This is a genomic window from Pseudomonas sp. 05N432, assembly GCF_056396945.1.
The window spans coordinates 342827-367289 of the sequence record NZ_JBFTMM010000019.1; the positions used below are offsets into that span (position 1 = coordinate 342827).

Here is a 24463-nt window from a genome sequence, read left to right on the forward strand (position 1 = left end):
TTTTTAGGCGCTTGTAAAAAAAGTGAGTCGCCGTAAGGGCGAAACCGCCAGCCGCCGTTACCGCAGRAATGGATATGTACACCTGCAAGAGGTTGGTCGGCTGTCCGGCCGCCATCGCGAGCAGGCTCGCTCCCACAATGGATTGGTGTACATCTGCAGGAGATAGGCCGGCTGTCAGGCCGCCATCGCAGGCAAGCCAGCTCCCACAGGTTTGATTGGGGTACATCTGCGAGAGATTGGTCGGCTGTCAGGCCGCCTTTGCAGGCAAGCCAGCTGTCACACTTTTGATTGGTGTACATCTGCGGGAGATGGGTCGGCTATCAGGCCGTTATCGCGAGCAGGCTCGCTCCCACAGTGGAACGAGTGCATTCATGGAATCCCGGGCAATAAAAAACCCGCTGAAAACACTTCAGCGGGTTTCTCATTTCAACGGCGGGACGATCAGAAATCCTCCAACCGCCATACCTCGTAAGCCGGCGTCTCATAGGGATGACTCTGCTTCAGAGCCGCCACCACAGCACCCATCAACTCATCGCTGACCACCAGCTCAACCTTCCATTCCTCAACCTGCTCGACCAGCCCCGCCTGACCAATAAACGGCTGACTACCGTCCAAAGGCCGAAACTGACCCAACCCAAGCACCTGCCACGAACAGTGATCATAAGCACCGATCCGCCCACCACCGGCAGCGAACACAGCACTCTTGACCACTTCCACATGGCTCTGAGGAACAAAAAAACTGAGCTTGTACACAGCGCTTAGTTCACCCACACACGAGCGTTACGGAACATACGCATCCACGGCGCGTCTTCGTTCCACTCTTCCGAGCGCCACGAGTTCTGCACGGCACGGAACACCCGCTCCGGGTGCGGCATCATGATCGTCACGCGACCGTCACGGCTGGTCAAACCGGTGATCCCGCGCGGCGAGCCGTTCGGGTTAGCCGGGTAGCGCTCGGTAACCTTGCCGTGGTTGTCAACGAAACGCATCGCCACGCAACCCGACAGATCGGCTTGCAGCAACGCTTCTTCGCTGGCGAACTCGGCATGACCTTCACCGTGAGCGATGGCGATCGGCATACGCGAACCGGCCATGCCCTGCAGGAAGATCGAGTTCGATTCCTGAACCTGAACCATTGCCACACGGGCTTCGAACTGCTCGGAACGGTTACGCACGAAGTGCGGCCAGAACTCGCTGCCCGGGATCAGCTCGTGCAGGTTGGACATCATCTGGCAACCGTTGCACACACCGAGGGTGAAGCTGTCGGTACGTTCGAAGAAGCCCTGGAACGCGTCGCGAGCACGGCTGTTGAATAGCGCCGATTTCGCCCAGCCTTCACCGGCACCCAGTACGTCACCGTAGGAGAAGCCACCGCACGCCACCAGACCTTTGAACTCGTTCAGGTCGACACGGCCAGCAAGGATGTCGCTCATGTGCACGTCGATCGCGTTGAAACCGGCGCGGTCGAACGCTGCAGCCATTTCCACCTGACCGTTGACGCCCTGCTCACGCAGTACGGCAACCTGTGGGCGAATGCCTTTCTTGATGTAAGGCGCGGCAACGTCCTGATTCACGTCGTAGCTCAGCTTGACGCTCAGGCCCGGGTTGTCTTCTTCCAGCAGCACGTCGAACTCTTGTTCGGCGCAGTCGGCGTTGTCACGCAGACGCTGGATCTGGTAGCTGGTTTCAGCCCACTGACGTTGCAGCAGACGACGCTGACCTTCGAACACGGTGTCGCCGTTGAAAGTGATGCTGATTTCGCCGTTGTTCATCGGCTGGCCGATCACCGACACGCAGTCACCCAGACCTGCGGCGCTGAATTGAGCAAGGATGTCCGGTGTCGAGTCCTGACGAACCTGGATGACAGCACCCAGTTCTTCGTTGAACAGGATCGCGGCGATGTCGGCAGAAGTTTCTGCCAGACCGTCGAGGTTCAGGCTCAGGCCACAGTGGCCGGCAAAGGCCATTTCCACCACGCTGGTCAGCAGACCACCGTCGGAACGGTCGTGGTAAGCCAGCAGGTGACCGTCGGCGTTGAGGCCCTGGATCACCGCGAAGAAGGCTTTCAGGTCTTCGGCGTCATCGACGTCCGGTGCCTGCTTGCCGAGCTTGCCGTGAACCTGAGCGAGGATCGAAGCGCCCATGCGGTTCTGGCCACGACCCAGGTCGATCAGGATCAGGTCGGTGGTGCCTTTGTCCATGCGCAGTTGCGGGGTCAGGGTCTGACGGATGTCAGTCACTGGCGCGAAACCGGTCACGATCAGGGACATTGGCGAAGTCACCGTCTTGTCGACGCCTTCGTCATTCCAGCGCGTGGCCATGGACATCGAGTCCTTGCCCACCGGAATGGTGATGCCCAGTTCCGGGCACAGTTCCATGCCGACCGCTTTCACGGTGTCGTACAGACGCGCGTCTTCGCCCGGGTGACCGGCAGCCGACATCCAGTTCGCCGACAGTTTGATGTCGGAGATCTTGCCGATGCGCGAGGCCGCGATGTTGGTCAGGGTTTCGCCGATGGCCATGCGACCCGACGCCGGAGCGTCCAGCAGGGCCAGCGGAGTGCGCTCGCCCATGGCCATGGCTTCACCGGTGTAGACGTCGAAGCTGGTGGCGGTGACGGCAACGTCAGCCACTGGAACCTGCCACGGGCCGACCATCTGATCACGGGCCACGAGGCCGGTGATGGTGCGGTCGCCGATGGTGATCAGGAAGCTTTTGCTGGCCACGGCCGGGTGATGCAGAACGCGTTCGACGCAATCGGCAATGGCCAGGGTCGACGGATCGAAATCGTCGCCCAGTTCGGTTTCACGAACAGCTGAACGGTGCATGCGCGGGGCTTTGCCCAGCAGCACTTCGAGTGGCATGTCGACCGGGCTGTTGCCGAAGTGGCTGTCGGTGACCGTCAGTTGCGGCTCGGCAGTCGCTTCGCCGACAACGGCGAACGGGCAACGCTCACGTTCGCAGATTGCCTTGAAGCGTTCGAAGTCGGCCGGGCCGACCGCCAGGACGTAGCGTTCCTGGGATTCGTTACTCCAGATTTCGTGCGGGGCCATGCCCGGCTCGTCGTTTGGAATGTTGCGCAGTTCGAAGCGGCCACCACGGTCGCCATCGTTCACCAGTTCCGGGAAGGCATTGGACAGACCGCCTGCACCCACGTCGTGGATGAAGCTGATCGGGTTCTTGTCGCCCAGTTGCCAGCAACGGTCGATGACTTCCTGGCAACGGCGTTCCATTTCCGGGTTTTCGCGTTGTACCGAAGCAAAGTCCAGGTCGGCCGAGCTGGTGCCGGTGGCCATGGAGGAAGCCGCGCCGCCGCCCAGACCGATCAGCATCGCCGGGCCGCCCAGCACGATCAGCTTGGAGCCCACGAGGATTTCGCCTTTCTTGACGTGTTCCTCACGGATGTTGCCCATGCCGCCGGCCAACATGATCGGCTTGTGGTAACCGCGCACTTCATCGCCACGCGGGGTGGTGATGGATTGTTCGAAGGTACGGAAATAACCGGTCAGCGCCGGACGGCCGAATTCGTTGTTGAATGCAGCGCCGCCCAATGGGCCTTCGATCATGATGTCCAGCGCGGTAACGATGCGCTCAGGCTTGCCGTACGGCACTTCCCACGGCTGTTCGAAGCCAGGGATTTGCAGGTTGGACACGGTGAAACCGGTCAGGCCAGCCTTTGGCTTGGCGCCGCGACCGGTAGCGCCTTCGTCGCGGATCTCGCCACCGGAGCCGGTGGAAGCACCCGGGAACGGGGCAATCGCGGTCGGGTGGTTGTGCGTCTCGACTTTCATCAGGATGTGCACCGGTTCCTGCACCGCGCCGTACTGGCGGGTCTCAGGGTCCGGGAAGAAACGGCCGGCGACAGAGCCGACGATCACCGAAGCGTTGTCCTTGTATGCCGACAGAACGCCTTCGCTGTGCATCACGTAGGTGTTCTTGATCATGCCGAACAGGCTTTTTTCCTGGCTCTCGCCGTCGATGTCCCAACTGGCGTTGAAGATCTTGTGACGGCAGTGCTCGGAGTTCGCCTGGGCGAACATCATCAGTTCGATGTCGTGCGGGTTGCGCTTCAAGCCAATAAAGGCGTTGACCAGGTAGTCGATCTCGTCTTCCGCCAGGGCCAGGCCCAGCTCGACGTTAGCGGTTTCCAGTGCAGCGCGACCGCCACCCAGAACGTCGATCGCCGTCAACGGCTTCGGTTCGGAGTGACTGAACAGGCCAGCCGCCTGTTCAAGGTTTTCCAGCACGATCTGGGTCATGCGGTCGTGCAGACCGTCGGCGATCAGCTGTGCTTGTGCGTCGGTGAATTCACCGGTCACGTAGAAAGCGATACCACGCTCCAGGCGCTGGATTTTCGCCAGGCCACAGTTGCGTGCGATATCACTGGCCTTGCTCGACCAGGGCGAGATGGTGCCGAAACGTGGCAACACCAGGAACAGACGGCCGGTCGGCTCTTGTACCGGAACACTAGGGCCGTACTTCAGAAGGCGCGCTAGCACCTGCTGTTCGTCGCCGGTCAGGACGCCGGTGACTTCGGCGAAGTGAGCGAATTCAGCATACAAGCCACTGACAGCCGGAACCTTCTGGCTCAGTTGCTCAAGGAGTTTGCTGTGGCGAAAGGCAGAAAGGGCAGGAGCGCCGCGCAGGATCAACATCTTCGGGACAGCCTCGGAAGGGGGTGTGCTTTGAGGCCGTGCATTCTAGCCTAAACCGCCCGCGACAGCACCCGAAACGCTACACCCGGTATTGTCCGAACGTCGGTCCGGGGCTCAAAGCCTATAACCCATGCCCATCAAGGTGCGCGCCAGGGGTTATTTTTGTTGTCACAGTCAGGCCCGAATGCCTGTTCTTGCGGGCTTGCGCCGGGTTGTGCACGCTCTAGCAGACAAGCCCTCTACTGTCGAGATATGGCGGTCGTGGTCCTTTGCGTATACTGCGCAGATGTTTTCCCCAACGGCTTTGCGTCCGCGATTCGCCAAATGGCTCATCGCAACCGGACTCTTCCTGATGCTCAGTGGCTGTGTTGATAAACCCAACACACTGGAGCGCGTAAAGGAGGATGGCGTGCTGCGTGTGGTTACCCGCAACAGCCCCGCTACCTACTTTCAGGATCGCAACGGTGAAACCGGCTTCGAATACGAGCTGGTGAAGCGCTTCGCCGACGATCTGGGGGTAACCCTCAAGATCGAAACCGCGGACAACCTCGACGACCTTTACGGTCAGCTAGGCAAACCTGGCGGCCCGGTGCTGGCTGCTGCCGGTCTGGTCAGCAGCGAGAAACGCAAACAGCAAGTGCGGTTTTCCCACTCGTATCTGGAAGTCACCCCACAGATCATCTACCGCAACGGTCAGTCCCGGCCGACCTCGGCAGCCGATCTGGTCGGCAAGAAGATCATCGTGCTCAAGGGCAGCACCCACGCCGACCAACTGGCCGCGCTGAAAAAGAAATACCCCGGCATTGAATACGAAGAATCCGACGCGGTTGAGGTCGTTGACCTGCTGCGCATGGTCGATGAAGGCCAGATCGACCTGACATTGGTCGACTCCAACGAAGTCGCGATGAACCAGGTGTACTTCACTAACGCGCGGGTCGCCTTCGACCTGGGCGACGCCAGCAATCAGAGCTGGGCAGTGGCCGCCGGTGATGACAACAGCCTGCTCAACGAGATCAACGACTTCCTCGACAAGGCCGAGAAGAATGGCACCCTGCAACGGCTGAAAGACCGCTATTACGGGCACGTCGATGTACTTGGCTACATGGGCGCCTACACCTTCGCCCAGCACTTGCAGCAACGACTGCCCAAGTACGAGAAGCACTTCAAGGCCTCGGCCAAGGAAGAGAAAGTCGACTGGCGGCTGCTCGCCGCAATCGGTTATCAGGAATCGCTGTGGCAACCGGCGGTCACCTCGAAAACCGGCGTTCGCGGCTTGATGATGCTGACCCAGAACACCGCGCAGGCCATGGGCGTGTCCAATCGCCTGGACGCCAAGCAAAGCATCATGGGCGGCGCGAAGTACCTGGCTTACATGAAGGATCAACTCGACGACTCGATCCAGGAGCCGGATCGCACATGGTTTGCGCTGGCAGCCTACAACGTCGGCAGCGGTCACCTGGATGACGCACGCAAACTTGCGGCCAAGGAAGGGCTGAATCCGGACAAGTGGCTGGACGTGAAAAAGATCCTGCCGCGCCTGTCGCAGAAACAGTGGTACAGCAAAACCCGCTATGGCTACGCCCGCGGCGGTGAGCCGGTGCATTTTGTGGCGAACATCCGGCGCTACTACGACATCCTGACGTGGGTCACGCAGCCGCAGCTTGAGGGCGAGCAGGTTGTGCAAGGTAACCTGCATGTGCCGGGCATCGACAAGACCAAGCCGCCTGAAGAAAACCCACCGCTTTAATCAGGACAACCCCCAATCAAATGTGGGAGCGAGCCTGCTCGCGATAGCAGTCCTTCAGCCAACATCTTCGTTGAATGGTAAGACGCCATCGCGAGCAGGCTCGCTCCCACATGGGTTTTGGGTTTGGTGCTTAGGCTTTTGCAGCGGCCAGGATCAGCGCTTTCATTTCCGAAACGGCCGACTTGAACCCGACGAACAGTGCATGCGCCACCAGCGCGTGGCCGATGTTCAGTTCGTTGATGCCCTTGATCGCCGCAACCGCTTCAACGTTGTGGTAGTGCAGACCGTGGCCGGCGTTGACGATCAGGCCTTGCGTCAGGCCAAACGCCACACCATCCGCCACGCGCTTCAGTTCTTCAGCCACCGCAGTCGGCGTCTCGGCGTCCGCATAACGGCCGGTGTGCAATTCGATGGCCGGTGCGCCAACGCGCTTCGAGGCTGCGATCTGGCGCTCGTCGGCGTCGATGAACAGTGACACTTCGCAGCCGATTTTCGCCAGGCGATCCACCGCTGCCTTGATCCGCGCTTCCTGCCCCGCCACATCCAGACCGCCTTCGGTGGTCAGTTCCTGACGGGTTTCCGGGACCAGGCAAATGTGCGCCGGACGAATGCGCTCGGCGAACGCCATCATTTCCTCGGTGACGCCCATCTCGAAGTTCATGCGGGTTTGCAGCACGTCCTTGAGCAACAGCACGTCACGCTCTTGAATGTGCCGGCGGTCTTCACGCAAGTGCACAGTGATGCCGTCAGCGCCCGCCTCTTCCGCGTCCAGCGCTGCTTTCACGGGATCAGGGTAACGCGTACCCCGGGCCTGACGCAGGGTGGCAACGTGGTCGATGTTCACGCCAAGAAGAATGCGATTGCTGGTGGTCACGGAAGCGCTCCAGAAGAAGAGAAAGTTCGGTGCACAGCATACACGTCAGGCTTACGGCTTTCGAAACAACTCGCGACTGACCAATGGGCGACCGCCCAAGTGAACGGCCAACGCCTGGCGCATCAAGCGCTTGGCGGCCGACAAGGCACCCGGGGCGCTCCAGTCGGCGTCGGCCATCGCCAGCAGTTCGGTGCCGTTGAACAGACCGGGCTGCAACAGGTAAACCCGCTCCAGACCTGCATCGACCTGCAAGCGATACAGGCCGTCGGGCGCGATAGGTTCGCCATGGATATCCGCGTTCAGCGCAAAGCCGTAGCCCAGGTCATCCAGCAACCGCCATTCGAACGAACGCAGCAAGGGCTCCAACGGACGCCCTTCGGCCAGCGCCAACAAGGTCGCGGCGTAATGATCGAATACCGCAGGGTGAGGATCTTCGGACGGCAGCAGGCGGATCAGCAGTTCGTTGAGGTAGAGACCGCTGAACAGCGCTTCACCGTTGAGCCAGGTGGAAACGCCCGCGCTTTCCATGCGTCCGACGTTTTTCAACTCGCCCCGCCCCCGAAACTCGACTTCCAGCGGCACGAATGGCCGCGCCAGCGTTCCGGCCTTGCCTCGCGCACTGCGCAACACCGCCCGCAGCCGACCTTGCGGCGTGAGGAAATCCACCAACGCGCTGCTTTCGCGGTAGGCGCGGCTATGGAGCACGTAGGCGGGTTGGCCGGTTGGAGCGGTGGTCGACATGGAAATCGCAGCTCTCTATGGGTAAGCGCAGTTTTACTGACAGCCCTAAACCACTGTGGGAGCGAGTCTGCTCGCGATGAGGGCCTGATATTCAACATAGATGTTGACTGACAGACCGCTATCGCGAGCAGGCTCGCTCCCACAGTGGAATTTACGCATCCAGGATCAAGCGATTACAGGTCGCCGTAACCCAGCGAACGCAGGGCGCGTTCGTCGTCGGACCAGCCGCCTTTCACTTTGACCCAAAGGTTGAGCATGATCTTGGAGTCGAACAGCAGCTCCATGTCCTTGCGCGCTTCGGTGCCGATGCGTTTGATCCGCTCACCCTTGTCGCCAATGATGATTTTCTTCTGACCGTCACGTTCGACGAGGATCAATGCATGGATGTGCAGGGTTTTCCCCTGCTGCTTGAACTCTTCGATTTCCACGGTGATCTGGTACGGCAGCTCGGCGCCCATCTGGCGCATGATTTTCTCGCGTACCAGTTCGGCGGCGAGGAAACGGCTGCTGCGGTCGGTAATCTGGTCTTCCGGGAAGAAGTGATCGTTTTCCGGCAGGTGATCGGCGATCACCCGCTCCAGCGCGTCGAGATTGTGCCCATGCTGCGCTGAAATCGGAATGATCTGCGCATTCGGCAGCTGTTCCTGCAACCAGCTCAGGTGCGGCATCAGTTCGGCTTTGTCTTCGATGCGGTCGGTCTTGTTCAGCGCCACGATCAACGGACCGGTCACGTACTGAACGCGCTCGAGCACCATCTGGTCTTCTTCGGTCCACTTGGTGCGATCAACCACGAAGATCACCACGTCGACGTCTTTCAACGCGGCCGAGGCGGTCTTGTTCATGTAGCGATTGAGGGCTTTCTCGCCACCTTTGTGCATGCCAGGGGTGTCGACGTAGATCGCCTGCACATCGCCTTCGGTCTTGATACCGAGCATGTTGTGACGAGTGGTTTGCGGTTTGCGCGAGGTGATCGCCAGCTTCTGACCCAGAATATGGTTCAGCAGCGTGGATTTGCCCACGTTCGGACGGCCGACGATGGCGACATAGCCACAGCGAGTTGCAGTTGAATCAGTCATGGCCATTCTCCACGCCCAGGGCAATCAGTGCTGCGGCGGCCGCTACCTGTTCGGCAATACGACGACTCACACCCTGACCTCGGCTTTTTTCGTTCAGTAAGGTGATTTCGCATTCGACGAAGAACGTCCGGCAATGCGGCTCACCCTGGATATCCACCACTTCGTAACGCGGCAGTTCACAGGCACGCGACTGCAAGAACTCTTGCAGGCGGGTCTTTGGATCCTTGTTGGTGTCGACCAGCGTCAGGCTGTCGAACTCGGACGTCAGCCAGGCCAGCACGCGTTCGCGCGCCATGTCCATGCCGGCATCCAGGTAGATCGCACCGATCAGCGCTTCGAGGGCATCGGCCAGGATCGATTCACGGCGGAAACCGCCGCTCTTCAACTCACCGGACCCCAGGCGCAGGTACTCGCCCAGGTCGAAGCCACGCGCTAACACTGCCAGCGTCTCACCCTTGACCAGGCGTGCGCGCAAACGCGACAGCTGGCCTTCGCGAGCCAGCGGAAAGCGGTCGAACAGCGCTTCACCGGCGACGAAGTTGAGAATGGCATCACCGAGAAATTCCAGGCGTTCGTTGTTGCGCCCGGCAAAGCTGCGATGCGTCAGGGCCAGGACCATCAGTTCCTGGTCCTTGAAGGTATAACCGAGCTGACGCTCGAGACGGCTTAAAGAGACGCTCACGGTTTACCCACGCTGAGTTCGTGGTCGACGCCCATCACAGCAACGCTGTTAGGCTCTTGGACAATTAACGCTGTGTTCAAAAATTACATCCTGAATATCGTTGGCTTCATGCATCTGCGGTGACCTTCTGCAGGCTCCAGAAATGCATTCGGCGCTGTGTTCAACAGCGCCGTGGGTGATTACTTGATCAGGCCAACCCGCGAGAAATTCGGCAGGTGACTGAGTTTGGGTTCCGGCCAGCTCATCCAGACCGCGAAGGCCTTGCCGACGATATTCTTGTCGGGAACCATGCCCAGCAGATCCTTGGGAATAGTTGGATCATCCCAGTAGCGACTGTCGTTGGAGTTGTCGCGGTTGTCGCCCATCATGAAGTAGTGCCCGGCAGGCACGGTCCATTGATGGTCCGGGGTTGCGCGGTAGCGGCTCATTTCCTTGCGGATCAGGTGCTCGACGGCGCCGAGTTTTTCCTTGTAGAGCTCGGCACTGCCCAACGTACCCGGCTCGGAGCCTACCAGCAGCTCGGCGATCGACTCACCGTTGACGAACAGGCGCTTGTCGGCGGTGTAACGAATCTGATCACCCGGCAAGCCCACTACACGCTTGATGTAGTTGACGTTCGGGTCGCTTGGGTAGCGGAACACCATCACATCGCCGCGCTGAGGATCACCGACCTGGATGACTTTCGTATCGAGCACCGGCAAGCGGATCCCGTAGGAAAACTTGTTCACCAGAATGAAGTCGCCAACGTCCAGGGTCGGCTTCATCGAACCAGACGGAATCTGGAACGGCTCCACCAGGAACGAACGCAAGACCAGCACGATGAACAGCACCGGAAAGAACGATTTGCCGTATTCGACCAGCATCGGTTCTTTGTTCAGTTTCTCGACCACCATCATGTCCGGCTCGCCGACGCTGCCCTGATAAGAGCTAATGGCAGCACGCCGACGCGGCGCCAGAAAGATCAGATCGAGCAACGCCAACAGACCGCAGACGAAAACGGCGATGACCAGCAACAGCGGGAAATTTAGTGACATAGGACCTAACTATCCAACCTGAGCACAGCGAGGAAGGCTTCTTGTGGAATTTCCACGTTGCCGACCTGCTTCATGCGTTTTTTACCGGCCTTCTGCTTTTCCAACAGCTTGCGCTTACGGCTAACGTCACCACCGTAGCATTTGGCCAATACGTTCTTTCTGAGTGCCTTGACGGTTGTCCGCGCCACAATCTGCCCGCCAATGGCGGCCTGGATTGCCACGTCGAACATCTGCCGCGGAATCAGTTCTTTCATCTTCTCGGTCAACGCACGACCTTTGTAGTGCGCGTTGTCACGGTGCACGATCAACGCCAGGGCGTCGACTTTTTCACCGTTGATCAATACATCCAGCTTCACCAGATTAGCTGATTGATAACGATCGAAATGGTAATCCAGCGAAGCATAGCCGCGACTGGTGGATTTCAGACGATCGAAGAAGTCCAGGACCACTTCGTTCATCGGCAAATCGTAGGTCACCTGGACCTGGCTACCGAGGAACAGCATATCGTGTTGAATGCCACGCTTCTCGATGCACAGGGTAATGACGTTGCCCAGGTGCTCCTGCGGCACAAGAATATTTGCCCGAACGATTGGCTCGCGCATGTCTTCAATAGACGACAGGTCCGGTAGCTTGGACGGGTTGTCGACGTAAATCGTTTCACCGGTTTTCAGCAACAGCTCGAAAATAACCGTCGGCGCGGTGGTGATCAGGTCCAGGTCGTACTCGCGCTCCAGGCGCTCCTGGATGATCTCCATGTGCAGCATGCCGAGGAACCCGCAACGGAAGCCGAAGCCCAGGGCATCGGAGCTTTCCGGGGTGTATTGCAGCGACGAATCGTTCAGGGTGAGCTTTTGCAGCGCTTCGCGGAAGTCTTCGAAGTCGTCAGAGCTGACCGGGAACAGACCGGCATACACCTGCGGCTGGATGCGTTTGAAACCTGGCAGCACGTCAACGTCCGGCGTCGAACTCAAGGTCAGGGTGTCACCTACCGGCGCGCCATGAATGTCCTTGATGCCGGCGATGATGAAACCCACTTCACCCGCTTTCAGATCAACGGTGGCAGTGTGCTTCGGATTGAACACACCGACGCTGTCGACCAGGTGGATCTTGCCGGTGGACTTCACCAGAATCTTGTCGCCCTTTTTCACGCGGCCGTGGCGCACGCGAACCAGGGAAACAACGCCCAGGTAGTTGTCGAACCAGGAGTCGATGATCAACGCTTGCAGCGGATCTTCGATGTTGCCGGTCGGCGCAGGAATGGTGTGTACCAGGCGCTCGAGCACTTCATCGACGCCCAGGCCGGTCTTGGCACTGCACTCGACCGCATCGGTGGCATCGATGCCGATGATTTTTTCGATTTCTTCTTTGACGCGGTCCGGATCGGCCTGTGGCAGGTCGATCTTGTTCAGGACCGGCATCACTTCCAGGCCCTGCTCGATCGCCGTGTAGCAGTTGGCAACCGACTGAGCCTCGACTCCCTGACCGGCATCGACCACCAACAAGGCACCTTCACAGGCCGCCAGCGACCGGCTGACTTCGTAGGTGAAGTCAACGTGGCCAGGGGTGTCAATGAAGTTCAGTTGGTACTTGATACCATCACGGGCGATGTAATACAGGGTAACGCTGTGAGCCTTGATGGTGATCCCGCGTTCACGCTCAAGGTCCATGGAGTCCAGTACCTGGGCTTCCATTTCGCGCTCGGCCAGGCCGCCGCACATCTGGATGAAGCGATCGGCCAGAGTCGACTTGCCATGGTCAATGTGGGCGATGATGGAGAAATTGCGGATATGACTCAAATCACTCACGGATCAACACTCAAAAAGGCTGCAGGCATAGCCCGCCGAAAAATAGCCGGGAATTGTACCTGATACACGACGCAAGCGTCACGTTCGCAGGTCAACGGTATTGGATACAAAAACGCCCCGCTCTTGCGAACGGGGCGTTTGAGTGTCAGCCGGGGCAGGAAATACCTGCGATCAACCGGCTCGGCGCAGCATCCAGAGACCGGCCACCGCACAGATACCGGCCGGAACCAGCACCGCGAACAACGGCGAGAAGCCGAAGACCAGACTTGAAGGCCCGAGCAAATCCTGAGCGATACGGAAGGTAAAACCGACCAGTACACCCGTGAATACGCGCTGCCCCAGGGTCACCGAGCGCAGCGGGCCGAAAATAAAGGAAATCGCCATCAGCACCAGGGCAACAGTGACCAGTGGCTGCAACACCTTGACCCAAAACGCCAGCCAGTAACGGCCATTGTTCAAGCCCTGATCCGCCAGATAGTGGATGTAACCCCACAAACCACTGATCGACAACGACTCCGGCGCCATGATCACGGTGTTCAGCAGTTGCGGGCTCAACGGGACTTCCCAGCGTTCTTGCGGGGCTGTGACCACTTCGGTACTGCCATCGTGGAACACCGTGGTGGTGACGTCATTGAGCTGCCAATGATCCGTTTCGAACTGCGCACGCTTGGAGAAGCTCGAGGTCAGCATGTGACGCTCGCGGTCAAAACGATAGCGAGTCACACCGTACAGAATGCCATCCGGCTGCACCGAGTTGATGTGAATGAACTCATCACCCTGGCGGTGCCACATACCGTGCTTGGCGCTCTGCGCATCACCAATGCCCTGAGCCAGGGAGCGATTGGCCTGGGCCACGTTTTCCGCAACGGGCGCAACGTACTCGCCGACCAGCACGCCTGCCAGCATCAACACCAGCATCGGCTTCATCACCGCCCAGACGATTCGACCGATGGACACGCCCGCGGCGCGCATGATGGTCAATTCACTGCTGCTGGCCAGGCTACCCAGGCCAATCAGGCAACCGATCAGTGCCGCCATCGGCAGCATGTCATAGACCCGACGTGGCGCTGTCAGCGCCACGTAGCTCAATACGTCGGTGAGGGTATAGGTATCCGTGACATCACTCATCTCATCGATGAAGGCAAACAAGGTCGCCAGGCCCAGAATGATCCCCAGTACCGCCAGGATCGCCATGAAAACACTGCCACCAATGTAGCGATCGAGCTTAACCACGGGTCACCTCCAGCGCACTGCGGCGACTCGCCATTTTCAAACGCAACGGTTCCCAATAGAGCAGCCCCAGGCCAATGGCCAGGAATATTGCGTGAACCCACCACAGACCCAGTGCCGGGGGGATCTTGCCTTTCTCCAGAGCACCGCGTGCGGCGATCAGGATCGTCAGATAAGCCATATATAGAAGAATCGCCGGCAGCAACTTGAGGAAACGTCCCTGGCGCGGATTGACCCGCGACAGCGGCACCGCCATCAACGTCACGATAAACACCAGCAACGGCAGCGACACACGCCACTCGAGCTCGGCACGTGCACGAATATCCGGATTGTCCAGCAGGGTGCGGGTCGGCATCGCATCGCGATCGGTCACCTCGTCGCTGACATCCGGCTTGGGCAGCAGCACGCCATAGGTGTCGTACTTGATGGCCCGATAGTCGGCCAGCCCAGGCTGACCGTCGTAACGGTAGCCATTGTCGAGAATCAGGTAGCGGTTGCCGTCTTCCTTGATTTCCTGACGGCCCTTCTCGGCCACCAATACGGAAATGCCGCGATCCTTCTGATCGGCGGAAAGACGCTTCTCCGAGATGAATACACCGCCCAGATTGATCCGGTCATCGGACATCTGCTCGGTATATGTCACCCGCGAACCATCGCGCAACGCCTGAAAACGGCCCGGCACCAGGGTGTCGAACTCGGTCATGGCATCCTGCTTGTTCAGCAGCAACTGGAACTGATTGGCGCCTTGCGGTGCCAGGCTCAGGCTCAGCCAGGCCACGATCACGGCCACCAGCGCAGCTGGAAAGAAGGTCATGCCCAGCAGACGCTGCTGGCTCATGCCGGTCGCGGAGAGCACGGTCATTTCGCTTTCAAGGTACAGGCGACCGTAGGCCAGCAGGATCCCGAGAAACAGCCCCAAAGGCAGAATCAGTTGCAGGAAACCCGGCAGACGAAAGCCCATGATCAGGAACAGCGAGCCTGGGTCCAGGGCGCCCGAAGCGGCCTGGGCCAGGAACTTGATGAAGCGCCCACTCATGATGATGACCAGCAGCACAGCGCTGACGGCGCTCAAGGTCAACAGGACTTCGCGGGACAGGTAACGGAAGACAATCAAACCAGACACTCCAGGGCTGTCAGGCTAAGGCGGCCAAACAAGCAAACATATCGGGCGGCCCGCAGGGCTGAGCCGCCAAAAAAGATGGCGCATTATCCTGTGATTGAACGCGCCTGTCACTGCGCACGCTCAAGCAGCCGTGCAATGGCGTAAAGATCACCTGCGCGAGGGTTGTCAGGCGCACGAAGCGAGGTTCAAACTGCGGCCTTTGTCGCTGGCCTGCACCAGCGTCTTTCTATAGATAGGCAAACGTGTGCGCGCATCGCGTAACACGCTGCACTTTGACCATTTATTCAGGGACCCGGACATGGAACTGGTTGTAAAAAGCGTTAGCCCAGAAACGTTGAAAACCGCCACTCTGGTGGTCGCCGTCGGCGAAGACCGCAAACTCGGCACTGTCGCCAAACAGCTCGACGAGCTCTGCGGTGGCGCGATCAGCGCAGTCCTCAAGCGTGGCGACCTGGCCGGTAAAGTGGGTCAGAGCCTGTTGCTGCACAGCCTGCCAAACCTCAAGGCCGAACGCGTATTGCTGGTTGGCGTGGGTAAAGACGCCGAACTGGGCGACCGTCCGTTCCGCAAAATCATCGCCGGCGTACTGAACACCCTCAAAGGCCTGGGTGGCAACGATGCCGCACTGGCGCTGGACGAAGTCGCGGTCAAAGGACGTGACAGCTATGGCAAGACCCGCCTGCTGGCCGAGACCCTGGTCGACGGCGAATACACCTTCGAACAGTTCAAGAGCCAGAAGTCCGATCCGCGCGCCCTGAAGAAAATCACCCTGCTGACCATCAAGGCTGCGCAGGCTGAAGTCGAACGCGCCGTGACTCACGCCACTGCAATCGCCAACGGCATGTCCTTCACCCGCGACCTGGGCAACCTGCCGCCGAACATCTGCCACCCAAGCTTCCTCGCTGAACAGGCCAAGAACCTGGGCAAGGCCAACAAAGGCCTGAAGGTCGAGATCCTCGATGAGAAGAAGATCAAGGAACTGGGCATGGGCGCGTTCTACGCCGTGGGCCAGGGTAGCGATCAACCGCCACGCCTGATCGTCATGCAATACCACGGCGCCAAGAAATCCGAGAAGCCTTACGTGCTGGTCGGCAAGGGCATCACCTTCGACACCGGCGGCATCAGCCTCAAGCCGGGTGCCGGCATGGATGAAATGAAGTACGACATGGGCGGCTCGGCCAGCGTCTTCGGCACCTTGCACGCAGTGCTCGAATTGAAACTGCCGATCAACCTGGTGTGCATCCTGGCCTGCGCCGAGAACATGCCAAGCGGCGGCGCGACCCGTCCTGGCGACATCGTCACCACCATGAGCGGCCAGACCGTGGAAATCCTCAACACCGACGCCGAAGGCCGCCTGGTGCTGTGCGACGCCCTGACCTACGCCGAACGCTTCAAGCCACAGGCCGTGATCGACATCGCGACCCTGACCGGTGCCTGCGTCGTCGCCCTCGGCGCCCACACCTCGGGCCTGCTGGGCAACAACGACGAACTGATCGGCCAACTGCTGAGTGCAGGCCAACAGGCCGACGACCGCGCCTGGCAACTGCCGCTGTTCGATGAGTACCAGGAACAGCTGGACAGCCCGTTCGCCGACATCGCCAACATTGGCGGCCCGAAAGCCGGCACCATCACGGCAGCCTGCTTCCTGTCGCGCTTCACCAAGAACCTGAAGTGGGCGCACCTGGACATCGCCGGCACGGCCTGGACCAGCGGCGGCAAGGACAAGGGCGCCACTGGCCGCCCGGTTCCATTGCTGACCCAATACCTGCTGGACCGCGCCAAAGCCTGAAACTGAAGATCCTGAACGGCGTCATCCGCGGATGACGCCGCGCAGGCATCAGGAACCGCAATGACCAAAGTCGACTTCTATATCCTGCCCAGCGCCGATCCTTCAGCGCGGCTGGATTTTGCCTGCAAACTCACCGAAAAAGCCTGGCGCATGGGCCACCGTATCTACCTGCATTGCAGCGATGCCGCCCAGCGTGACGATCTCGATGCACGCCTGTGGGCATTCAAAGGCGAAAGTTTCGTGCCTCACGGCCCCGCCGAAAACGAACCGGACGGTTTGGTAGTGCTCGGCCTGGGAGACGATCCAGGACAACACCAGGACTTGCTGGTCAATCTCGACCTCAAAGTCCCGTCTTTTGCCCAACGCTTTGCCCGTGTGGCCGAAGTGGTGGTTGAAGACCCGACTATTCGTCAGGCCGCGCGGGAGAGTTTCCGTTTCTACCGCGAACAGGGCTATCCTCTGCAAGATCACCGTTTACAGCGACTCTGAGCATACGATGGACACGTCAAACCAGCTGCAAAAGTCCGCGCATCTGCTGGACGACCTTGAGTCGATCCGCCAGTTGCTCGGCGATGATAACCTTCAACCCCCCCTGCTGACCGACACCGTCGAGCAAGGCAGTGATGAGGGCCAAATTCCGATGTTGTTCGATCAGGTCGGCGGCAAACCGCAGGCTGAAATCATCGAACCGCCTGCTCCAAGACCGACACCTGCACCTGTCGCGGCTCCGGCTCCGGCTCCGGCATCATCCGTCCAGCAAGGCGCCGATGTCATGCTGCACCTGAACGACGAACTGCGTGCCGCCGCGCAATTGATCATGCAAGACGTGATCGACGACTTCGCCCCGCACATCGAAACCGAAATCAAACGTCGGCTGGATGCACGGATGGAGCGGCTGCTCAGTCAATATCACTCCTGAGCTCGGCTGGCTTTAAGTACCCACGGCAGCTCGCTGCCGTGCGCCCCTCTTAAACTTCGCTCCCTGCTTCCTTCGCATTCAATGCTATTGCGATGCCCCTCTGACACCGCCTGTCGTAACTGCCATTTCTGATAGTAGTTACACGCCCCCCCAAAAAATAACGCTCACATAACACTTCCTGTACTTGGAGAAATATCATGAGCCCCCCTACCATCATCAACCCCGATACCTTGAACTCACGGGAAAGGATGCCGCCAACGCCACCGTCTATATTTGAGAGGAAAAGGGAGAGCATAGCCTGTAACACTTCAGCACAGCTGATTGAAAATCACCAACATTGACTCGCTAGCTTCTACCACCACAGACTTTAAAACGCCCAATGCAATACATCGGGCGCCGGGCGAAACAAGCGAACATTTATTCCTGGCTTAGACACATGGTTTACCCGGCAACCAAAAACAGTAAAGATAATTATTTACTGGGGAGGTGACACAGTCACCATACCACTTTCACTTTCTAGTTTTTGATTTCTGTAAATCTCCCACTTCTTCAGACCCTTGTTAAACGATACTGAAATACGCTGCCCAGGCTTTACCTCAAGCCGTTCAAAGCTCTGACCAACAATAAAGGTGCTTTTTGATGAAGCATTACTAACAGTAACAAGATTATAAGTCGGACCCATTTTGTCTTCGCTCGGCAAGACTGTTTCTGGTCGCCAATCCGCATCGGTCAGATAATACTCAGCCATCCTCGCTTGAAGCATAACGTCTATTTTTTCTCTTTCTGTCAATTCGGCAGCATACGCACCTACAGCAAAAATCATACAAGCGGCAATCATAATCATTCGTTTCATAACCAGACTCCTTGCATTAAATAGTTTTATCCTTCGAAAAGACTCAATCAAGTTTTATTGAAACCCGATCACCTTCAACACTACCAACCGCCACAATCGACGACTACTGTCAGAAATAACAGTCCGACAGAACAATTAGAAATAACTTAACAACGCGTAATAACCAAACCAATATCTTCTCAACGCTCCTTGAGAAGTCTTATAGCAAGATGAGCAAGTCTTTCCCCTTCCCCATCAGGCTAAAATCATGCTCAGACCCAATACCCTCATGAAGGGGTAGCCGGGTCATCACGTCACTCGCCCTTCGCCCCCCGCCCCGCTATACTTCCCGGCTTTTCCTGAATAAATGCCAATAGGGTCCCGCCGCGCATGGATAAGACCTACCAGCCGCACGCCATTGAAACTTCCTGGTACAACACCTGGGAGTCAGAGAATTACTTCGCCCCGCAAGGCGCGGGCGAGTCCTACACCATCATGATCCCGCCGCCGAACGTCACCGGCAGCCTGCACATGGGTCACGGCTTCAACAACGCGATCATGGACGCCCTGATCCGTTTCCGCCGCATGCAGGGTCGCAACACCCTGTGGCAGCCGGGCACCGACCACGCCGGTATCGCCACGCAAATGCTGGTGGAGCGTCAGCTCGAAGCCAAGGGCCAGAATCGCCACGATCTGGGCCGCGAAAAATTCCTCGAGAAAGTCTGGGAGTGGAAGGATGAGTCCGGCGGCAACATCAGCCGTCAAATCCGCCGCCTCGGCTCGTCCGTCGACTGGAGCCGCGAACGCTTCACCATGGACGACGGCCTCTCGGAAGCGGTCAAGGAAGCCTTCGTGCGCCTGCACGAAGACGGCCTGATCTACCGCGGCAAGCGTCTGGTCAACTGGGACACCAAGCTGCACACGGCGATTTCCGACCTCGAAGTGGAAAACCACGACGAAAAAGGTTTCCTGTGGAACCTCAAGTACCCACTGGCCGACGGCGCCAAGACCGCTGAAGGCAACGATTACCTGATCGTCGCGACCACTCGCCCGGAAACCATGCTCGGCGACGCCGCCGTGGCGGTTAACCCGAACGATGAACGCTACAAAGCCCTGATCGGCAAGTATGTCGAGCTGCCACTGGTTGGCCGCCGCATCCCGATCATCGCAGACGATTACTGCGACCCTGAATTCGGCACTGGCTGCGTGAAAATCACCCCGGCCCACGATTTCAACGACTACGAAGTCGGCAAGCGCCACAACCTGCCGCTGCTGAATATCTTCGACAAGAACGCCCACGTTCTGCCAGCGGCCCAGGTGTTCAATCTGGACGGTACGCTGAATACCGAAATCGACGCCAGGATCCCGGCCGAATACACCGGCCTTGACCGTTTCGAAGCACGCAAGCAGATCGTCGCCGCGTTCGAAGCCGCCGACCTGCTGGTCAGCGTCGACGATCACGCCCTGAAAGTACCGAAAGGCGATCGCTCGGGCACCATCATCGAGCCGTGGCTGACCGACCAGTGGTACGTGTCCACCAAACCGCTGGCCGAGCCTGCGATTGCTGCTGTTGAAGACGGCCGCATCCAGTTCGTGCCCAAGCAGTACGAAAACATGTACTTCTCGTGGATGCGCGACATCCAGGACTGGTGCATCAGCCGTCAGCTGTGGTGGGGCCACCGGATTCCAGCCTGGTACGACGAGTCGGGCAAGGTCTACGTCGGCCGCGACGAAGCCGAAGTACGTGCCAAGCACAACCTCGGCCCGGACGTTGCACTGCAACAGGACAACGACGTGCTCGACACCTGGTTCAGCTCGGGCCTGTGGACCTTCTCCACGCTCGGCTGGCCGCAGCAGACTGAGTTCCTGAAGAAGTTCCACTCCACCGACGTGCTGGTGACCGGCTTCGACATCATTTTCTTCTGGGTTGCCCGGATGATCATGCTCACCATGCATTTGATGAAAAACGAAGACGGCACGCCGCAGGTTCCGTTCAAGACTGTGTATGTGCATGGTCTGGTGCGTGATGGCCAGGGCCAGAAGATGTCCAAGTCCAAGGGCAACGTCCTGGACCCGCTGGACATCATCGACGGTATCGAGCTTGAAGCGCTGGTGCAGAAACGCACCTCGGGCCTGATGCAGCCGAAACTGGCGAAAAAGATCGAGAAGCAGACCCGCGACGAGTTCGCCGACGGTATCGCCAGCTACGGCACCGACGCCCTGCGCTTCACGTTCTGCTCGCTGGCCTCGACCGGCCGCGACATCAAGTTCGACATGGGCCGCGTCGAAGGCTATCGCAACTTCTGCAACAAGATCTGGAACGCTGCGCGCTACGTGCTGGACAAGGGCGAAGACTGCGGCCAGAACGGCGAAGCCTATGAGCTGTCGCTGGCGGATCGCTGGATCATTTCGCAGCTGCAACGCACCGAAGCCGAAGTGACCCGTCAACTCGACCAGTTCCGTTTCGACCTGGCGGCGCAAGCCTTGTACGAGTTCATCTGGAACCAGTATTGCGACTGGTACCTGGAACTCTCCAAGCCTGTGCTGTGGGACGAAAACGCAGCCGTAGAGCGTCAACGCGGCACCCGTCGCACCCTGGTTCGCGTGCTGGAAGTCGCCTTGCGCCTGGCTCACCCTTTCATGCCGTTCATCACCGAAGAAATCTGGCAGCGCATTGCGCCGCTGGCCGGTATTCAAGGCAAGACGATCATGCTGCAACCTTGGCCAGTGGCCGTTGAGGCACGCATCGATCAGGCCGCCGAAGACGATATCGAATGGCTCAAGGGCCTGATGCTCGGCACACGCAACATTCGTGGCGAGATGAACATCGGCCCGGGCAAGCCACTGCCGCTGTTCCTGAAGAACGTCAGTGCCGAAGATCAGCGTCGCCTCACCGAGAACGAAGCCCTGCTGAAGAAGCTGGCCAAGCTCGAGTCGATCACTGTATTGGCTGCAGGCGAAGAAGCACCGCTGTCTGCTACCGCACTGGTGGGCGAGATGGAAGTGCTGGTGCCGATGGCCGGCCTGATCGACAAAAACGCCGAACTGGCGCGCCTGGACAAGGAAATCCAGCGCCTGCAAGGCGAAGTGCAGCGGGTTGGCGGCAAGCTGTCCAACGCCGGTTTCGTTGACAAGGCTCCGGTCGAAGTCATCGAGAAAGAACGCGCCAAACTGGCTGAAGCTGAACAGGCTTTGGGCAAGCTGGCCGAGCAGCATGCGCGGATTGCCAGTTTGTAAAAGGCACAATGAAATAAAGAAGGGAGGCCTGTTCAGGCCTCCCTTTTTTATGAGCCTTGTCCCGTCCCAGGTTCGACTGCATGGATTCCTTATAGATTCAGGACTTTCTGGACAGACGACTTTAAATACAAATGGTTGTTTATTGAAAATTTCATATGGTATTCAACTATAAAAAACTGACACCCCTAACAATATTCCGGTAGCGTCAATGGTGCACAGCATGAAGTCATCGGCACCAATTTTAGTGAGTATTCTCAGTCCGATCTCAATGCCGTCGCATTACAAATAAATCAATGGCCACGCAATACCTTGGATTTCGAAACACCGGCTGATAGATTGCAATATCTTGTTGCACCGACCGGTTGAGCGTGTCGGCCCCTGAAACAGATTTGTATCTATTTCAGGGCCCAGCACATTAATCAGGTCGATTAATAGTGCTAATCAACTCTACTCAACCCGCGCTTGACGGAGGAGTATTCTGCTGACCGTTAGGCTGAGCGCCAGGAGGAAGAGGTTCACTGTATTTACGCACCCCTTGAGACACCCACTTTTTCCCATCAAACTTAAATTGCAGATTCGCTTTTCCGGGCAATTCGACATCAGCATTCAAATTAGTATTAACCGATTTAACAATCGTAGGCTTTTCTCCTTTATTCTCGATTTGAAGGATGGTGCCAACGATGTACGTTGGCTTGCCTGCCTCAATAGTAAGCGGGTTGGTATAACCACTCCACTCATCACCCAGAGAGTAAATATTGGTCCCCGCGCCTGACTCTGTCTTTACGGTGCCTGGAGGATTGTTCTCTTTGGGAGAACCGTCAATGGCCAGTGCGCTCATTGACAATGACATTGCTCCAGCCAGTAAAAAAAATCTGTTCATATCCAACATCCTTATTAGTCATCTAACATGCGAGAGAGGCAACTATTGTTCCTCAACAAAAATTTAACACCGCTAAAAATATCGTCTACTGTCAGAACTAACAGCCAATTAGACCAATAAGAAATAACCTCAATCCTAACTATGCTATTCCAGGAAAAGGAGCGCCCACTACCGCGCCTCGCATTTCCAGAAGTGGAGTCCCGTTTTCCAGCCGAAGATGTGGGACAATACCCGCCACTTTGAGCCAAAACCCTGAATCGACTTCCCATGACCGCCCCTAGCAAACCCAAAGCCCCGCGCCAAAAGCCAAAGCCTGCGACCCCGGCCAAAGCCGTCGAGCCGCGTGAGAAGGCCAGCCTGCACCCACGCAACCGCCACCAGGGCCGTTACGACTTCCCGGCGCTGATCAAGACCACGCCTGAGCTGGCGAAGTTCGTGATCATCAATCCCTATGGCAAAGAGAGCATCGACTTCGCGAGCCCGGATGCGGTGCGGGTGTTCAACCGGGCGCTGCTCAAGGCGTTCTACGGCATTGCCCATTGGGATATTCCAGCCGATTACCTGTGCCCGCCAGTGCCGGGGCGTGCCGACTATGTGCACTTCCTCGCGGACCTGCTGGCTAGCGTCAACGATGGCGAGATCCCTCGGGGCGCACCGGTCAAGGTGCTCGACATCGGCATGGGCGCCAACTGCGTCTATCCGTTGATCGGCTACAGCGACTACCGTTGGCACTTCCTCGGCTCGGAAATCGACCCGACCGCCGTGGCCGCCGCCAAAGCCATCGTGCAGTCCAACGGGTTGAACAAAGCCATCCAGTTGCGCCAGCAAAGCAATCCCAAGCACATTTTGCTGGGCCTGCTCGAACCCGGCGAACGCTTTGACCTGACCATGTGCAACCCGCCGTTCCACGCCTCGATGGACGAGGCTACCAAGGGCAGCGAGCGTAAATGGCGCGCACTGGGCCGCGCCGATCCGAAGCGCAAGCTGCCGGTGCTGAACTTTGGTGGTCAATCGGCCGAACTGTGGTGTGAAGGCGGCGAAGCACGGTTTGTGACGCAACTGATCGCCGAGAGCGCGCACTTCCAGCACAAAGTGCTGTGGTTCAGCACCCTCGTCTCGAAAGCCTCAAACCTGCCCGCCATCCAGACCGCACTGAAAAAGGCCGGCGTACTGGAAAGCCAGGTCGTGGAAATGTCTCAGGGGCAAAAGCAAAGCCGTTTTGTCGCCTGGACCTTCCAGACCAAATCCGAGCAGCAGGTCTGGCGCGAACGCTGGGTTCGCAAAAGCTGAGTAACTGACCGACGCAGATCAACTGTGGGAAGGGCCGGGCAAGCCCGCTCCCACATTGGTTTGCAGCATTTGCTGAATCGCAGGCACAAAAAAACCGTGCCCGGGCTGTCCCGGCGCACGGTTTTTTTTACTGCGGTCTTACTTGTTAACAGCGTCAGTCAGGCCTTTAGCCACGACCAGCTTGATAACTTTCTTGGCAGCGATTTCGATGGCAGCGCCAGTCGAAGGGTTGCGGCCGGTACGGGCAGGACGCTCGGTCACTTTCAGCTTACCGATACCTGGCAGAGTGATTTCGCCGCCGTTTTCCAGTTGATCAGCAACGATTTGGCCCAGTTGGTCCAGAGCGTTACGCGCGGTGGTTTTTGGCGCGTCGATAGCTTCAGCGATATCGGCGATCAGTTGGTCTTTAGTAAGAGCCATGTGGTGTTCCTTCCCTATCAAATTCATATGGATTGCAGAGTGCAGTGTCAGCCATCGAGCCCGATCTTCTGGATCTGGCACCCTCGGCTACAACACCGACGGGTCGGGGTTATAGATGCCGAAATCAGG

At 58.4% G+C, this 24463-nt stretch carries 19 protein-coding genes; 6 read left to right on the forward strand and 13 right to left on the reverse strand.

Features of this window, described 5'->3' with window-relative positions; all coding sequences use genetic code 11:
• Positions 1 to 441: 441 nt before the first annotated feature.
• Together AC1DHT_RS22760 and purL are read right to left on the reverse strand one after the other, a co-directional pair.
• Positions 442 to 753, reverse strand: coding sequence for a YqfO family protein (locus AC1DHT_RS22760; RefSeq protein ID WP_427545924.1), 312 nt, complete (start codon positions 751 to 753; stop codon positions 442 to 444).
• A gap of 5 nt (positions 754 to 758) precedes the next feature.
• Positions 759 to 4655 carry a phosphoribosylformylglycinamidine synthase gene (purL, locus tag AC1DHT_RS22765; protein WP_427545922.1) on the reverse strand — a complete coding sequence of 1299 codons (3897 nt, stop codon included), beginning with the start codon at positions 4653 to 4655 and terminating at the stop codon, positions 759 to 761.
• Positions 4656 to 4941: 286 nt separating this feature from the next.
• Between purL and mltF the strand changes: the two genes are divergently transcribed.
• A complete protein-coding gene (gene mltF, locus AC1DHT_RS22770) occupies positions 4942 to 6402 on the forward strand; it encodes a membrane-bound lytic murein transglycosylase MltF (RefSeq protein WP_427545920.1) in 1461 nt (486 codons plus the stop codon).
• Positions 6403 to 6532: 130 nt separating this feature from the next.
• Here mltF and pdxJ read toward each other — a convergent pair whose 3' ends face one another.
• From pdxJ to lptF, 8 genes are all read right to left on the reverse strand, one after another.
• The gene (gene pdxJ / locus AC1DHT_RS22775) at positions 6533 to 7276 is read right to left on the reverse strand and encodes a pyridoxine 5'-phosphate synthase (protein WP_427534426.1); all 744 of its coding nucleotides are present in this window, start codon (positions 7274 to 7276) and stop codon (positions 6533 to 6535) included.
• Positions 7277 to 7327: 51 nt separating this feature from the next.
• Complete coding sequence (gene recO / locus AC1DHT_RS22780; RefSeq protein WP_427545918.1) at positions 7328 to 8017, reverse strand: DNA repair protein RecO; 690 nt, start codon at positions 8015 to 8017, stop codon at positions 7328 to 7330.
• 173 nt (positions 8018 to 8190) lie between these two features.
• Positions 8191 to 9093 carry a GTPase Era gene (gene era, locus AC1DHT_RS22785; RefSeq protein WP_427545916.1) on the reverse strand — a complete coding sequence of 301 codons (903 nt, stop codon included), beginning with the start codon at positions 9091 to 9093 and terminating at the stop codon, positions 8191 to 8193.
• Positions 9086 to 9775 carry a ribonuclease III gene (gene rnc, locus AC1DHT_RS22790; protein WP_019691997.1) on the reverse strand — a complete coding sequence of 230 codons (690 nt, stop codon included), beginning with the start codon at positions 9773 to 9775 and terminating at the stop codon, positions 9086 to 9088. Before rnc ends, era begins: the two co-directional genes overlap by 8 nt.
• A 179-nt stretch (positions 9776 to 9954) precedes the next feature.
• Positions 9955 to 10809, reverse strand: a complete 855-nt coding sequence (gene lepB / locus AC1DHT_RS22795; protein ID WP_427545914.1) for a signal peptidase I — start codon at positions 10807 to 10809, stop codon at positions 9955 to 9957.
• Positions 10810 to 10814: 5 nt separating this feature from the next.
• Positions 10815 to 12614: a translation elongation factor 4 gene (gene lepA / locus AC1DHT_RS22800; protein WP_427545912.1), complete on the reverse strand. Its 1800-nt coding sequence runs from the start codon at positions 12612 to 12614 to the stop codon at positions 10815 to 10817.
• 171 nt (positions 12615 to 12785) lie between these two features.
• Positions 12786 to 13847 carry an LPS export ABC transporter permease LptG gene (lptG, locus tag AC1DHT_RS22805; RefSeq protein ID WP_427534417.1) on the reverse strand — a complete coding sequence of 354 codons (1062 nt, stop codon included), beginning with the start codon at positions 13845 to 13847 and terminating at the stop codon, positions 12786 to 12788.
• Positions 13840 to 14958: an LPS export ABC transporter permease LptF gene (gene lptF / locus AC1DHT_RS22810; protein ID WP_427545910.1), complete on the reverse strand. Its 1119-nt coding sequence runs from the start codon at positions 14956 to 14958 to the stop codon at positions 13840 to 13842. Before lptF ends, lptG begins: the two co-directional genes overlap by 8 nt.
• A 307-nt stretch (positions 14959 to 15265) precedes the next feature.
• Between lptF and AC1DHT_RS22815 the strand changes: the two genes are divergently transcribed.
• From AC1DHT_RS22815 to AC1DHT_RS22825, 3 genes are read left to right on the forward strand one after another with little or no spacing between them, the layout of a single operon-like run.
• Positions 15266 to 16756, forward strand: coding sequence for a leucyl aminopeptidase (locus tag AC1DHT_RS22815; protein WP_427545164.1), 1491 nt, complete (start codon positions 15266 to 15268; stop codon positions 16754 to 16756).
• 60 nt (positions 16757 to 16816) lie between these two features.
• The gene (locus AC1DHT_RS22820; RefSeq protein ID WP_123585119.1) at positions 16817 to 17245 is read left to right on the forward strand and encodes a DNA polymerase III subunit chi; all 429 of its coding nucleotides are present in this window, start codon (positions 16817 to 16819) and stop codon (positions 17243 to 17245) included.
• A 7-nt stretch (positions 17246 to 17252) separates the two neighbouring features.
• The gene (locus AC1DHT_RS22825; protein WP_477761477.1) at positions 17253 to 17675 is read left to right on the forward strand and encodes a DNA polymerase III subunit chi; all 423 of its coding nucleotides are present in this window, start codon (positions 17253 to 17255) and stop codon (positions 17673 to 17675) included.
• A 475-nt stretch (positions 17676 to 18150) separates the two neighbouring features.
• Here AC1DHT_RS22825 and AC1DHT_RS22830 read toward each other — a convergent pair whose 3' ends face one another.
• Positions 18151 to 18528 carry a hypothetical protein gene (locus tag AC1DHT_RS22830; protein ID WP_427545168.1) on the reverse strand — a complete coding sequence of 126 codons (378 nt, stop codon included), beginning with the start codon at positions 18526 to 18528 and terminating at the stop codon, positions 18151 to 18153.
• Positions 18529 to 18897: 369 nt separating this feature from the next.
• Here AC1DHT_RS22830 and AC1DHT_RS22835 point away from each other — a divergent pair, with 369 nt between their 5' ends.
• The gene (locus tag AC1DHT_RS22835) at positions 18898 to 21744 is read left to right on the forward strand and encodes a valine--tRNA ligase (RefSeq protein ID WP_427545170.1); all 2847 of its coding nucleotides are present in this window, start codon (positions 18898 to 18900) and stop codon (positions 21742 to 21744) included.
• A 451-nt stretch (positions 21745 to 22195) separates the two neighbouring features.
• Here AC1DHT_RS22835 and AC1DHT_RS22840 read toward each other — a convergent pair whose 3' ends face one another.
• Positions 22196 to 22624 (reverse strand): hypothetical protein, encoded by a 429-nt coding sequence (locus tag AC1DHT_RS22840; protein ID WP_427545172.1) that lies wholly within the window; start codon positions 22622 to 22624, stop codon positions 22196 to 22198.
• Positions 22625 to 22891: 267 nt separating this feature from the next.
• Between AC1DHT_RS22840 and rlmF the strand changes: the two genes are divergently transcribed.
• A complete protein-coding gene (gene rlmF / locus AC1DHT_RS22845) occupies positions 22892 to 23914 on the forward strand; it encodes a 23S rRNA (adenine(1618)-N(6))-methyltransferase RlmF (RefSeq protein ID WP_216745027.1) in 1023 nt (340 codons plus the stop codon).
• A gap of 138 nt (positions 23915 to 24052) precedes the next feature.
• Here the strand turns inward: rlmF and AC1DHT_RS22850 are convergent, their stop codons facing one another.
• Positions 24053 to 24334: an HU family DNA-binding protein gene (locus AC1DHT_RS22850; protein WP_007905514.1), complete on the reverse strand. Its 282-nt coding sequence runs from the start codon at positions 24332 to 24334 to the stop codon at positions 24053 to 24055.
• Between the last annotated feature and the right edge of the window lie 129 nt (positions 24335 to 24463).